The organism is Emticicia aquatica (assembly GCF_923079645.1).
Lineage (GTDB): Bacteria > Bacteroidota > Bacteroidia > Cytophagales > Spirosomataceae > Emticicia > Emticicia aquatica.
The window spans coordinates 1,115,944-1,129,884 of sequence record NZ_CAKLPY010000001.1 but is presented as its reverse complement, the minus strand read 5'-3'; the positions used below and the strand labels follow the sequence as shown (position 1 = coordinate 1,129,884).

General features: G+C 33.7%; 16 protein-coding genes. 12 read left to right on the top strand and 4 right to left on the bottom strand.

What is annotated here, in order from left to right; translation table 11 throughout:
* Positions 1–97: 97 nt before the first annotated feature.
* Positions 98–1,003 carry a WD40 repeat domain-containing protein gene (locus MJQ71_RS04990; RefSeq protein WP_445447138.1) on the bottom strand — a complete coding sequence of 302 codons (906 nt, stop codon included), beginning with the start codon at positions 1,001–1,003 and terminating at the stop codon, positions 98–100.
* Positions 1,004–1,161: 158 nt separating this feature from the next.
* Between MJQ71_RS04990 and MJQ71_RS04985 the strand changes: the two genes are divergently transcribed.
* Positions 1,162–1,671 carry a cupin domain-containing protein gene (locus MJQ71_RS04985; protein WP_238805075.1) on the top strand — a complete coding sequence of 170 codons (510 nt, stop codon included), beginning with the start codon at positions 1,162–1,164 and terminating at the stop codon, positions 1,669–1,671.
* 57 nt (positions 1,672–1,728) lie between these two features.
* Here MJQ71_RS04985 and MJQ71_RS04980 read toward each other — a convergent pair whose 3' ends face one another.
* Genes MJQ71_RS04980 through MJQ71_RS04970 form a run of 3 tightly spaced genes read right to left on the bottom strand, consistent with a single transcriptional unit; the run spans position 1,729 to position 3,442 of the window.
* Positions 1,729–2,172, bottom strand: a complete 444-nt coding sequence (locus tag MJQ71_RS04980; protein WP_238805067.1) for a DUF1572 family protein — start codon at positions 2,170–2,172, stop codon at positions 1,729–1,731.
* 23 nt (positions 2,173–2,195) lie between these two features.
* Positions 2,196–2,606 (bottom strand): GNAT family N-acetyltransferase, encoded by a 411-nt coding sequence (locus MJQ71_RS04975; RefSeq protein ID WP_238805066.1) that lies wholly within the window; start codon positions 2,604–2,606, stop codon positions 2,196–2,198.
* The gene (locus MJQ71_RS04970) at positions 2,603–3,442 is read right to left on the bottom strand and encodes a M48 family metallopeptidase (protein WP_238805065.1); all 840 of its coding nucleotides are present in this window, start codon (positions 3,440–3,442) and stop codon (positions 2,603–2,605) included. The genes MJQ71_RS04975 and MJQ71_RS04970 overlap by 4 nt, the downstream gene beginning before the upstream one ends.
* Positions 3,443–3,655: 213 nt before the next feature.
* Between MJQ71_RS04970 and MJQ71_RS04965 the strand changes: the two genes are divergently transcribed.
* The 11 genes from MJQ71_RS04965 (at position 3,656) to MJQ71_RS04915 (ending at position 13,838) form a co-directional block, all read left to right on the top strand.
* A complete protein-coding gene (locus MJQ71_RS04965) occupies positions 3,656–4,267 on the top strand; it encodes a fumarylacetoacetate hydrolase family protein (protein ID WP_238805064.1) in 612 nt (203 codons plus the stop codon).
* Between the two features lie 81 nt (positions 4,268–4,348).
* Positions 4,349–6,409: a M23 family metallopeptidase gene (locus MJQ71_RS04960; protein ID WP_238805063.1), complete on the top strand. Its 2,061-nt coding sequence runs from the start codon at positions 4,349–4,351 to the stop codon at positions 6,407–6,409.
* Positions 6,342–6,791: a thioredoxin-dependent thiol peroxidase gene (bcp, locus tag MJQ71_RS04955; RefSeq protein ID WP_238805062.1), complete on the top strand. Its 450-nt coding sequence runs from the start codon at positions 6,342–6,344 to the stop codon at positions 6,789–6,791. The genes MJQ71_RS04960 and bcp overlap by 68 nt, the downstream gene beginning before the upstream one ends.
* Before the next feature lie 42 nt (positions 6,792–6,833).
* The gene (locus MJQ71_RS04950; RefSeq protein WP_238805061.1) at positions 6,834–7,658 is read left to right on the top strand and encodes a DUF1295 domain-containing protein; all 825 of its coding nucleotides are present in this window, start codon (positions 6,834–6,836) and stop codon (positions 7,656–7,658) included.
* 177 nt (positions 7,659–7,835) lie between these two features.
* Entirely contained in the window at positions 7,836–8,702 is an 867-nt protein-coding gene (locus tag MJQ71_RS04945) for a transketolase (RefSeq protein ID WP_238805059.1), read from the top strand.
* 82 nt (positions 8,703–8,784) lie between these two features.
* Positions 8,785–9,741, top strand: a complete 957-nt coding sequence (locus MJQ71_RS04940) for a transketolase family protein (protein WP_238805057.1) — start codon at positions 8,785–8,787, stop codon at positions 9,739–9,741.
* A 62-nt stretch (positions 9,742–9,803) separates the two neighbouring features.
* Positions 9,804–10,370 (top strand): RNA polymerase sigma factor, encoded by a 567-nt coding sequence (locus MJQ71_RS04935; protein WP_238805054.1) that lies wholly within the window; start codon positions 9,804–9,806, stop codon positions 10,368–10,370.
* Between the two features lie 69 nt (positions 10,371–10,439).
* The gene (locus tag MJQ71_RS04930) at positions 10,440–11,156 is read left to right on the top strand and encodes a hypothetical protein (RefSeq protein ID WP_238805052.1); all 717 of its coding nucleotides are present in this window, start codon (positions 10,440–10,442) and stop codon (positions 11,154–11,156) included.
* Positions 11,157–11,167: 11 nt separating this feature from the next.
* Entirely contained in the window at positions 11,168–11,605 is a 438-nt protein-coding gene (locus MJQ71_RS04925) for a Spy/CpxP family protein refolding chaperone (RefSeq protein WP_238805050.1), read from the top strand.
* 123 nt (positions 11,606–11,728) lie between these two features.
* Positions 11,729–12,970 carry a pyridoxal phosphate-dependent aminotransferase gene (locus MJQ71_RS04920; protein WP_238805040.1) on the top strand — a complete coding sequence of 414 codons (1,242 nt, stop codon included), beginning with the start codon at positions 11,729–11,731 and terminating at the stop codon, positions 12,968–12,970.
* A 37-nt stretch (positions 12,971–13,007) separates the two neighbouring features.
* A complete protein-coding gene (locus tag MJQ71_RS04915; RefSeq protein WP_238805038.1) occupies positions 13,008–13,838 on the top strand; it encodes a CvfB family protein in 831 nt (276 codons plus the stop codon).
* Positions 13,839–13,941 lie beyond the last annotated feature (103 nt).

The following is a 13,941-nucleotide window of genomic DNA, read 5'->3' as shown; positions in this document are numbered from 1 at the left end:
AAATATATAAGTCAATCAGCAAAAGTAACAAAAAAAGTATGTTTTATATTAATATTTTACTTGTTTTCTTCAAAAAAGACAACATATATTGGTGAATTTACGACAATTTCCAAACTGAAATTGTTCGGTCGTCACTTCCCGATACAATCTGATTCTCATAGTCGCTCCAAAGTAACTTATTGACTGAAGTTCCGTGTCCAGCGTGTCTTGCTCTATCAATTACTTTTAAAAGCTTAAAAGTAACAGCATCCCAAATTTTTATTGATTTATCCATGCTACACGTAGCAAATAATTTTTCATCAGGGCTAAAAGCAATATTATTTATTGCAAAAGTATGAGCTACAATTTCTTTTTCTAAAGAATAATCTTGTTCAACGTTCCAAATTTTAAGTCGAGCATCTCTACTTCCAGAAAGTAATAATCTGAAATCTGGTGAATATTTCAGAGCAAAAACAGAATTTGTGTGGGCTTCAATTACTTTTTTGAGTTCAAATGTGTGCAAATCAAAAATTTTAATCGAATTATCACTAAAACCAGCGGCAAATTCTCTTTCAACTGGATTAATTGTCAAACACCTTGCACTTTCAGAAGAAACTTTTATATGCTTTCGGAAACTAAAATTATCGACATCAATTACCGTTATTACGCCATCTCCTCCAGCCACAAATGCCTGATTATTATAAATCTGAATATCAAAATAATTGGTTGGTGCTAATTTTAACGAACGAAGTTCCTGTTTTGTTTCAACATCAATAACATGAATGCCTTCAAAATTTTCGGCAATCCATAATTGATTTTCTTCTTGTAAATAAGACAAAGCATATACTGAATGTCCAACTTTTGCAATCAATTCTCCAACATCAGGTTTTTGCAAATTCCAACGAACTACAAAACCATCGCCTGCTGCCGAAAAAAAACGTTGTTTTTCGCCTGTTTTCTCCAAAGCATAAATACAATCTCGATGTCCCGTAAACGTATCTATTTTCTCAACTTTCATCATCATTTAGATTTGGAAAACAAATTCAGGCCTTTAATTTATTTTATGAAAAAAAAATAAAATTTGAACCAAGTAATTCTATTTTATACTTGTTATAGCCTTTTTAAAATACTAAATTTGCTCGCAAAAGTAATTCTTTAAATCATCCATTCATATACATTCACATGAAATTTTCGGCAGAAACAGAAAAAGCATCAGTCTTTGAAGCAGTAGAAAAAGTAATTACTGATTTGGGATTTAACATTGACAAACAAGACCAAAGCCGTCCGTGGGGAGGTTTTTTTGTACTAGATGAATCTCAAGCTCCTAAATTTATCGAAACTTATTTCCCTCATTTATCAGTAAATGATTTCGGAATTGGTCGTAAACTTAGTCCAAAAATTTTAGTTGTTGCTCCACAAAAACGCTTATCTTGGCAATATCATTTCCGCCGTGCCGAAATTTGGAAAGTTGTAGGCGGAACTGCGGGTGTGGTTACAAGTGAAACGGATGAAGAAAATGAACTTCAAACATTACCTTTAGGAACAATTATCAATCTAAAACAAGGGGAAAGACATCGCCTAATTGGCTTAGATGAATGGGGCATTATTGCTGAAATATGGCAACATACTGACCCAGAAAATCCATCGGATGAAGATGATATTGTGCGTGTACAAGACGATTTTGGAAGATGATATATATAAAAGTAACTGATAAAATTAGATTTTCCTTATCAGTTACTTTCCTTATTATCAAGCATTTACCAATCTTCTATGATAATTTATTTGTCCTAAATGATAGTTAAGGTGGGTCAGAAGATGAATCAAAAAATATTCGTTTGAATGATTTCCGCCATAAAACTCTTCTGTATGGTTTTGAGCTAAAACATCCGCTGAAATATTTGGTAAAACACGTTTCAACATCTCTCGTGTTGCTTCAATATTAAAAATTAATTTTTCTTTTGGAATATCTTTGTCTTCAAATTCCAGAGGTCGATTTCTTACATAATCTGTGTTTCCTAATTGATGTCCAATATAATGATTTAGGTTTCCGATTAAATGCAAGCAAAGATTTCCTGCTGAATTCTTAATTTCTCCACGAATCAGCCATAAATCACTTTCAATTTTATACGCATCAATTTCTGTAATGAGTTTTTGAAGGTCACGGTCGTACAACAGTATTAAAGAATCAAGCATAAAAATATTTTAAGGTTAAAAACTTATTTCAAAATCAGTTCCATTTTAATAAAATCTTTACCATTTTTTCTAGCTATTTCAGAGCAAGTTTTCATACCAAACTTCTTATAAAACCCAATCGCTGAAACTCTAGCAGAACAAGTTAATCGTTTGATATTTAACAATTTAGCTTCATTAATCAAATAATTCAGCAATTGCGTGCCATAGCCTTTTCTTTGGGATTCAATGTCAGTTGCAAATTTCCTAAATTGACCTTCATCATGGTTGATAAATAACGAAATAACTGAAACTAATTTTTCATTTTCAAAGAATCCGTAATGAATCCCCTCATCGTCATTAGGTAAAATAACAAATTCTAGAGGTTCGTTTGGCCACATCACTTTATGTCTAAGTGGCCAAGTTTCGTTAGCATCAATTTTCTTGATATGAATCATTTTTTATTTCCACTATAAACTTGATAATACTTTTGTGCTTGCGGAAGTTGAGCTTTCAAATCAGCAATACGTGTTTCGTCGGCTGGGTGTGTTGAAAGTAATTTTGGTGGTTTTTGCGATTTTGAACCAGCTTCTGCCATTCTTTGCCAAAAATCAACTGCATTTTGAGGATTATAACCCGCCATTGACATAAATATTAATCCCAATTTATCGGCTTCAGATTCTTGTTTACGGCTATTTGGCAACACAAATCCGAGTTGTGAACCAACGCCTAGCACTTGTCCTGCTATTTCCATTACTTGTTGATTACCAGTTGCAACCCCAGCACCAATCGCTCCTAACTGAGTTATTCCCTGAGCTGCCATTGCTTGACTCATTCTTTCACGACCGTGGCTCGCAATAGCATGAGCAATTTCATGCCCCATCACAACAGCAATTCCAGCTTCATCTTTACAAATAGGTAAGATTCCTGTATAAAAACAAACCTTTCCACCAGGCATACACCATGCGTTCAATTCTTTGCTCTCCACCAATTTAAACTCCCATTGATAGCCATCAATTACTTGGCTATAATTATTTTGAATTAAATAGTTTTCAACGGCTGTTTTTATTCGACCACCAACACGGGCAATCATTTCTGCGTCTTTTGCTTTCAAAGAAACAACTTTTGATGTATCCATGAAACCTTTATATTCGGCAAAACTCATCGTAATCATTTGTTCATTAGAAACCAACCCAACAAACTGTTTTCGGCCAGTTAACGGCACGCGTTGGCAAGCTAAAATAAGCGTAAATAAAGCAAAAGCAACTACTGAAGATTTAAAAAAGATTTTCATTTTGTATATTATTAAATTTTATTTTAGACGAAGATTATAACCAAAATATTACAATTATCTTGGAGTAATATTTGGTCTGATTAAAAAATTATGCCACTCACGGAACGTTTCTAATAGATAAAATACCTATTTTTGTAAATAGAATTGTCTGAATAACGCACAAATTTGGTTAATTCGTCTGAAACTCTTTCTTAAATTTTAGAATATTTTTACATGAAAATTATCGCAATTGGTAGAAATTACGCCGAACATATCAAAGAATTGAACAACGAGCGTCCTGAAGAACCTGTCATTTTCACAAAACCAGAAACCGCAATTTTGAAGGATGGCGAGCCGTTCTACTACCCTGATTATTCGCAAGATATTCACCATGAAGTTGAAATTATTGTTAAAATCAGCAAAATGGGGAAAAATATTGAGGAAAAATTTGCTCATAAATACTATGAGGAAATAGGAATCGGTATTGATTTTACAGCAAGAGATATTCAGTCGAAGTTAAAAGCAAAAGGTTTACCTTGGGATTTGGCCAAAGGATTTAATGGCTCCGCTCCTATTTCAGCTTTTGTACCTAAGTCAAAATTTACAGATTTAACAGACCTCAACTTTCACTTAGATGTAAATGGTGCTTTAAGGCAAGAAGGAAATACATCAATGATGCTTTTCCCGATTGATACTATTATTGCATTTATTTCTAAATATTTCACACTCAAAACAGGTGATATTATTTTTACAGGAACACCCGCAGGCGTAGCGTCAGTAAAAGTTGGTGATACATTGACAGCTTTTATTGAAAATGAAAAAATGTTGGAATTCGAGGTTAAGTAATTCATAAAAAGCAGTTTTTATCAATTTACTATTCCATAAATATACTTTTAAAAAAATCCTCTTTTAGGGGCTAGAGGAATTATGATTATCACACGCATTTTAAGTACACTTTTGCTTATAATATATTTAGTTTCGGATACTACTTCAATGCAGGCATTCGCCCAAAAACGAAGAGCTACTCAAGATTATCCACAAGGCTATTTTATCTTTCCAATACAACCTGGTCAACAAGCCTCGCTTTCTGGTGGCTTTGGAGATTTACGAACCAACCATTTTCATGCTGGAGTTGATATTCGCACTGGAGGTGTTGAAGGTTACCAAGTTTATTCGGCTGCCGATGGCTATATTTCCAAAATTAGGGTAATGCGAGGCGGTTACGGAAATGTACTTTATATTACGCACCCTAATGGTTTTACGACAGTTTATGGTCATTTAAAAAATTTCAATGCAAGAATAGAAGATTATGTTCGTCGAAAAGAATATAATCAACAGACTTGGGATATTGAATTATCTTTAAATGAAAACGAAATTCCAGTAAAAAAAGGTGAAATTGTAGCAATTGGAGGCAATACAGGTGCTTCAGGTGGGCCACATTTGCACTTTGAAATTCGTGATGAATTTGAAAATGCCATTAATCCCTTAAAATTTGGTTTTTGGGAAATCCAAGATTCACAAGCTCCAGTAATCGAAAGAGTAATTCTTAAAACACTCAATGCTTATTCTCGTGTAAATGGCGAATTTGGGCGTGTTTCGGTTGCACCAGCTCGCAATTCTGATGGCAACTATACTGTTCCAAATGTCATAAAAGTTCATGGTACAATTGGTCTTGAACTTAATACTTATGACCGCAGTCAAACATCACCTTTTAGATTAGGAGTGACAGATTTAGAAGTGAAAGTTGATGAAATTACTACTTATAAGCTTAATCTAGAAAAAATGCCTTTCGATATTTCGAAAGATATTAATGTACATATAGATTTTGATGTTGCCGAAACCAACGGTGTCAGAATTCAGAAATGTTATATTGCCGATGGAAATCGACTTTCTATTTATGAAACTGACAAAAATCAAGGCAAAATAATCATTAAAGACAATCAATTGCATAGAGTTTCTATATTAGTAAAAGATACTTATGGCAATGCCACTTCTATGAATTTTTCGATTCAAGGAGATTTGCCAAATGAAAATTTTGTAGATGAATTGGCCGATGAAAGTAATTTTTCAGGAAACATTTCAACTTCTATTACCGAAAATACGCTTGCTATTCGGGCAAAAAATACAAAAGTTTCAACTGCAATCTTGCAAAATAAAGGCATTCCAATAGCTGTTCCACTTGCATATACAAGAAATAAAGAGTCGGTTTATCTTCATGATTTAAACAAAGGAATCGCAGATTTTGTACAAGTTGATAATAGTTCAGAAAAAATAGGAATCAAAAAAGAGATTCTACCACAAAAAGGGCAATTTTATTCTGAACCAAATTTAAAAATAGATTTTGCCGATGCCTTGTACGATACACTCTATTTAAAAACCAATATAAGTGGCAACCGCCTTTCCATAAATTCAGAAAAAATTCCATTAAAAGATTTTATAAATATTTCTTTTACCCCTTTAGGAGTTTCAACCTCTCCAAAAACAAGTGCTTATTATGTAAATGATGGGCGAAAATATTTGGGTGGAACTTGGTCAGGAAATACAATACAATTTAAAACCAAAGAACTAGGCGATTTTCAGGTAATCACTGATTTGGAAGCTCCTTCTATTCGCCCTATCAGAATAGATTCTTCTGAGATAAGATTCTCTATATCAGATAATCTTTCTGGCATCAAAACTTTCAATTGTTATGTTAATAATAAATGGGTTTTGATGGATTATGAATATAAATCAAATAGAATCTGGTCCATAAAGTTAGATGAATCCGAAACATTTAGTGGTGATTTAAAGTTGGAGGTAACAGATAATGTCGGAAATTTGGGCGTTTACGAAGTCAACATTGAGGAATATGTTGCCACCCAAAAAGCGATTAAAAAAATTGCAAAAAAATCATCTAAAAAGAAATCTAAAAATCGAAAAAATGTCTCTCATAGTAGGAAATCCAGCACCAAGCATTCGAGCAAAAAATCAAAACGGAAACGTCGTTAATCTTTCTGATTTTTTAGGTAAAAAAGTGATTTTATATTTTTATCCAAAAGATGCAACGCCTGCTTGCACAGCTCAGGCTTGTAGTTTACGAGATAATTATCAAATGCTTTTGGCAAAAGGTTATATTGTTTTAGGTGTAAGTGTTGACAATGAAAAATCTCATCAAAAATTCATAAAAAAACACGAACTCCCCTTCGATTTACTGGCAGATATAGACAAAAAAATAGTCAATGATTATGCCGTTTGGGCAGAAAAATCAATGTATGGGAGAACTTATATGGGAATTGTCCGTACAACTTTTGTAATTGATGAAAAAGGAATTATCGAAGAAATTATACAAAAAGTTGATACCAAAAACCACGCAGAACAGATTTTAGGTTAAAATATAATTGTAGAATAACTATTTTTAAACCTCAAAAGAACAATGATTCGTAAAATATTATTTGCAATAATACTTGGCTTAATTGGCTATTTGGCATTTCAAGAAACCTTCCCATTTGGCGAAGGTTTCTTGGTTTTAATAACTTGTTTAACTGCACTTTGGTTATTGAGTTTATATTTGAAAGATGCAAGTATCATTGATATTTTTTGGGGTTTAGGATTCGTAATTATCGCATGGTATTATCGTACACAACTCAACCTTTCTGATGTTCGTTCGCTTATTTATTGTATTTTAATCTCAGTTTGGGGACTTCGATTGAGCATTCATTTGGCATTCAGAAATATTGGTAAGGGAGAAGACTACCGTTATCAAGAATGGAGAAACCAATACAAACAAAACTGGTGGTGGGTTTCATTTTTGAGGGTTTTCTTACTTCAAGGAATCCTTTTATGGATAATTTCTTCGGTTTTCGCTCCTGCGATGATTTCAAAAAACACATCTTTTAGCATTCTAGATTGTGTTGGAATTATACTTTGGACAATCGGGTTAGCTTTTGAAACAATTGGTGATTGGCAACTTGTCAGCTTCAAAAAAAATCCTGATAACAAAGGAAAAGTTTTGCAAGAAGGTTTATGGGCATTGACACGTCATCCTAATTATTTTGGAGATGCACTACTTTGGTGGGGATTTTTCTTATTTGCTTGTTCAAATGGAGCTATAATTCATATTTTTTGTCCTCTTTTAATGTCCTTTTTGCTGATGAAAGTTTCGGGTGTTACACTTTTAGAGAAAAAATTACTTGAAACTAAAAGTGATTACGAAACTTATGCCAAGCGAGTTCCTGCATTTTTTCCAAAACTATTCTGAGTTTTTTGCATAAATGATATAGATTTCAATAAAAACCTCGCTTTCGTGAGGTTTTTGTGTTTATAAACCAAGATGTATTCCGTACTTTTGTAGAATATTAATAAAAAGATTACTTTTTTATATTTTTTATCTATTTTTGTATTAATTGTATATTTGACACTTAATAATTATTTTTAAATGCAAACCAAAGAATTACAAGACATCGCTTCGCAAGTTCGTCGAGACATCGTTAGAATGGTTCATGCTTGTCAATCAGGGCATCCAGGCGGTTCATTAGGCTGTACAGATTTATTGGTTGGATTATATTTCCAACAAATGAAAATCAATAATCGTAAAGGTAAAGGCGGAAACCTTACTTTTAATATGGACGGTACAAACGAAGACTTATTTTTCCTTTCAAACGGGCATATATCACCAGTATTTTATAGCGTTTTAGCTCACAGAGGATATTTCGACAAAGCAGAATTAGGCACATTTCGTAAAATAAATTCTCGTTTACAAGGACACCCAACTACACATGAGCATCTTCCAGGTATCCGAATCGCTTCGGGTTCCTTAGGACAAGGATTGTCAGTAGCTATTGGAGCTGCCTTAGCAAAACGCTTAAATGGTGAAAAAACAACCATTTATTGTTTAATGGGTGACGGAGAGCAACAAGAAGGACAAGTTTGGGAAGCAGCACAAGCGGCTCCTCATCACAAACTTGATAATTTAATTGGAATCATTGACTTAAACGGTCAGCAGATTGACGGCCCAACTGAAAAAGTAATGTCAAACCGTGACTTGAAAGCCAAATACAAGGCATTCGGTTGGAATGTTTTAGATATTAAAGATGGTAATGACATGGAGCAAGTAATTACAGGATTACGAAAAGCAAAACGTTTGCTTGGAAAAGGGCAACCTGTAATGATTTTGTTAAAAACAGAAATGGGTGCAGGTGTTGACTTCATGATGGGTAGTCACAAATGGCATGGGGTTGCTCCTAACGATGAGCAATTAGCCGCCGCTTTAGCTCAATTACCTGAAACTTTAGGAGATTATTAATCGACTTGAAAATATTTTTAAGTAAAATACTCAAAGCCAATTGATTACAAAAATATTTAGTTTTGATAAAGATATTATAGAAATGACAAAATATCCATTTACCGAGAAAAAAGATACACGCTCTGGATTCGGAGCTGGCATGACCGAGTTAGGTCGTACGAACCCAAATGTAGTAACACTTTGTGCCGACTTAGTTGGTTCATTAAAAATTGACACTTTCATTAAAGAAAATCCTGAGCGTTTTATCCAATGTGGAATTGCTGAGGCAAATATGATTGGTGTGGCAGCAGGTCTAACAATTGGTGGTAAAATTCCATTTGCTACAACTTTTGCTAATTTTGGTTCAAGCCGTGTATATGACCAAATTCGTCAATCAGTAGCATATTCTGATAAAAATGTTAAGATTGCCGTATCGCATGCAGGTCTTACTTTGGGTGAAGATGGTGCAACTCACCAAATCTTGGAAGATTTGGCAATGATGCGTGCGATGCCAAACATGACTGTTATAAATCCTTGTGACTTCAACCAAACAAAAGCAGCAACAATCGCAGCAGCAAATCACGAAGGGCCAGTTTATTTACGTTTTGGTCGTCCAGTTGTGCCTGTTTTCACTTCTCCAGACCAAAAATTTGAAATTGGCAAAGCTTGGATGGTTAGTGAAGGAAAAGACGTAAGTATCATCGCAACGGGTCATTTGGTTTGGGAAGCAATACAAGCGTGTGAAATTTTGGAAGCACAAGGAATAAGTGCGGAAATTTTAAATATCCACACCATTAAACCTTTGGACGAAAAAGCAATCTTAAAAAGTGTACGCAAAACAAAATGTGTGGTTTCGTGCGAAGAACACCAAGCAAATGGCGGTTTAGGTGACGCCATTGCTCAAACACTTGCCAAGAACTTCTTAGCTCCGCAAGAATATATCGCAGTAAATGATTCATTTGGCGAGTCAGGAACTCCTACTCAATTAATGGAAAAATATGGTTTAAATGCTGCAACTATTGTTGAAAAAGCATTGAAAGTTATCGCTAGAAAAGCATAATACGCATAACCAAAACTTACAGGTTTAAGTTTAAACTAACCTGTAAGTTTTTATAATAATTTATGCAAACAGACCAAGAATTAGTTGCCGACATTCTAAACCCAGAAACCCGTCGGAAGGCATTTGAAGCCCTGATAAAAAAATATCAGCAAAAAATATACTGGCATATCCGCAAAATGGTCATTGACCACGACGATGCCGATGATGTTGTGCAAGAAACTTTCATAAAAATCTGGCAAGGACTCCAAAATTTTCGAGGTGACGCCCAACTTTATACTTGGATTTACCGAATTGCCACGAATGAAAGTTTAAATTTTCTACAAAAAAAACGCCGCCAAAATCACATCCCACTCGAAAATAACGATAGCCTCGACCTGTTGAATACGCTTGAAAGCTCAATTAGTCAAGACTATATTTCAGGTGATGAGATTCAGATTAAACTTCAAAAAGCTCTTTTGCAACTACCTGATAAACAGCGACTTGTATTTAATATGAAGTATTATGATGATATGAAATATGAAGAAATATCAGAAATAACTGGTACTTCAGTGGGAGCTTTAAAAGCATCTTATCATTTGGCGGTAAAAAAAATTGAAGAGTCGCTTAATAATCAAGAAGCAAGTTTTTAATAAAAGTATTAAACCATTTTAAAATATGTTTGTCCAATAAACGTTAAAGCATTTTTTTCAATTTCTCGGATGATTTCTTTAGATAAAATAGTCAAAACAAACGTTTTCAAAGTTCCTAACAATTACTTTGAACAACTCACTTTATCTATCCAACAACAAATCGAAACAGAAAAAGAACCAAGTGTAAACTTTATTTCTAAACAAACATTTACAACACCCGAAGGATATTTCGACAATCTTTCTTCAATTATTTTATCAAAAATTGACCAAATTGAGGATAAAAAAATCAAACTAGAAGATTTGGAAAGGGTTAATATTTTCCAAACTCCTGATAATTATTTTTCGACTCTTGAAAAAGTTATCGCCATTGAAAGTTTGGATAAAGCAAATATTTTTGCCGTACCAAATGGATATTTTGATTCATTAACTGATGAAATAATAGCAAAAATCGAGCGACTAAACAAAGGTAAAATTATAAAAATCGACTGGTTAAAATCTTCTCGGTTAAAATGGTCTGCGGCAGCGAGTATAGTCTTATTTGTTGGTTTATGGTTTGCAATTCCGCAATTTTCTAAAGACAAAACCGCTCTTGCTCTAGAAAATATAAGTAAAGATGAAATAAAAACGTATTTGGAAACGCAAGATTTGAGCTATTTAGAATATGAAACTGCCCTTGAAAACAGCAATTCGTCACAAAACTCAAATAAAGTATTAGATGGCTTACAAATCAGCAAACAAGATATTTTGGAGCATTTACAAAACCAAGATTTAGAAGAAGAGATATAAATCAAAGAAAAATGAAAAATTTAATAATATACATCTTATTATTACTTCCGTTTGTTACCATTGGGCAAAGGGGAGAATCTGGGCAACGCGGGCAAAAAATTCATGCAGCAAAAATCGGTATGATTACTGAGCGATTGAATCTAACTCCAGAGCAAGCTCCACAATTTTGGGCTGTGTATAATGAATACGAAAATAAGAGAATTGAACTTAAAAAAAATATCCGTCGAACGATGGATGAAGCATCTTCATTAACTAGCACTGATGAAAAAATTGTGGCTGCACAAAAACAAGTGCTTGTGCTTCGTCGAAAAGAAACAGATTTAGAAGAAGAATATATGAGTAAAATATTGAAAACAATTACTCCTCGTCAGTTTTCGGAACTTAAACGAACAGAAGCTAATTTCAATAAAATGTTATTAGAAAGACTCAACGAAAAAGAAAACAATTGACATAATAACACATTAAAGGATAAAAAAGGTTAGATTTTAAAGAGGTCTAACCTTTTTTATTGGAAGAAATCAAAATAACGCATGATTTTTGACTAATTTTGTGTAGAAATTATTCTTTTGAAGATGCAAAACAATATCAATAAAAGCAATCGTCTCAATAATTTGAGTTATGCTATCCGCGGGCCAGTTTTTGAAAAAGCTCAACAACTAGAGGCTATGGGGCAAAAAATCATCAATCTAAACATTGGAAATCCAGCACCTTTTGGTTTTGATGTTCCTGATGAAATTGTTCATGACATGATCATGAATATTCGAAATGCACAAGGATACGTGCATCATTTGGGTATTTTTGCAGCCAGAAAAGCCATCATGCACTATACTCAGCAAATTGGTGTGCGTGGTGTTACGATTGATGATATTTTTATTGGAAATGGTGTAAGTGAACTCATCGTGATGACGATGCAGGCACTTCTAAATGATGGCGATGAAATTTTAATTCCATCGCCTGATTATCCACTTTGGACAACATCTGTGGCTCTTTCTGGCGGAAAACCAGTACATTATATCTGTGATGAAGAATCAGATTGGAACCCTGATTTAGATGATATTCGCAGAAAAATCACTAGAAAAACCAAAGGAATCGTAGTGATTAATCCAAATAATCCAACTGGAGCAGTTTACGACAAAGATATTTTAGAAGGAATTATTAAAATTGCAGCAGAACATAATTTAATAGTTTTTGCAGATGAAATTTATGATAAAATCCTGTTTGATGGAGCAAAACATATACCTATGGCTTCCTTGAGCGATGATGTTTTTGTGATGACCTATGGTGGTTTGTCTAAAAACTATCGTGCAACTGGTTTCCGTGGTGGTTGGGTGATTTTAAGCGGAGCAACACATCGAGCAAAATCTTTCGTAGAAGGTTTCACTCTCTTAGCAAGTTTGCGTTTATGTGCTAATGTACCCGCTCAATATGCAATCCAAACAGCACTTGGTGGATACCAAAGTATTGATGATTTGGTTGCTCCTACTGGTCGATTATGCAAACAAAGAGACTTGGTTCATTATAAAATGACTGATATTCCAGGAATTACTTGTGTGAAACCAAAAGGAGCATTATATCTTTTCCCAAAAATAGATTTAAGAAAGTTTTCATTTAAGGATGATGAGCAATTTACTTATGATCTTCTTTGCGAGCAAAAAGTATTGGTCGTATCTGGCACTGGATTCAATTATATAAAACCAGACCATTTTAGAATTGTTTTTTTGGCATCAACCGAAGAATTGGAAACTGCTAGCGGTAGAATCCGAAATTTTTTGGAACATTCTCGAACACGAGTCGATGAAATGGAAATGGCATAATTTGATGTCGAAAAATGCAAATTAATTAAATAAATATATGCTTCATCTTGGTGTAAAAAATACGTTAAAAATACTTCGAGGCACAAGCGTTGGAATGTTCTTAGGTGATGACGAAGAAAATGATGTTCTCTTACCTAAAAAATATGTCCCCGAAAATGCCATCGTAGGCGATGATATTGAAGTATTCATTTACAAAGATTCGGAAGACAGGATTATTGCAACTAACCTTGAACCAAAAATTCAACTAAACGAATTTGCTTGTTTGCAAGTAAAAGCAGTAACTGCCATTGGGGCATTCCTCGATTGGGGTTTAGAAAAAGATTTATTTGTTCCTTTTCGTGAACAAAATAAAAAAATGGAAGAGGGAAAATGGTACGCAGTTTATTTATATTTAGATGATGAAACCGACCGTTTAGTTGCCTCTTGTAAAGTAAACCGTTATTTTGAAAAGGAAAACATTGATTTAAAAATTGGACAGGAAGTTGATTTATTGATTTTTGAAGAAACAGACATGGGTCTCAATGCAGTAATCAATAATAAATACAAAGGCTTGATTTATGAAAATGAAATTTTTCAAAGGGTAAAAGTTGGTTCGCGTACAAAAGGCTTTATCAAGAATATCCGAGAAGATAAAAGAATCGACTTAAGTTTGCAAAAACAAGGATATGAAAATATTGAACCAAACGCTGAACGAATTCTGAATAAGCTAAAGTCTAATAATGGTTTTTTGGATATTACCGATAAAAGCGATGCTAATTATGTAATGTACCAACTAGAGATGAGTAAGAAAACTTTCAAAAAAGCGATTGGAGCATTATATCGCCAAAGAATAGTTAGACTAGAAGACGATGGAATTTATTTGAATTAATTTCTTGAAATGCTATTCAAAAACAAAAAAAGCTCAGGGTTGATAATCAATCCTGAGCTTTTTTTGTTGACTTAAAATCATACCTTTTCCAAACGCAATAATC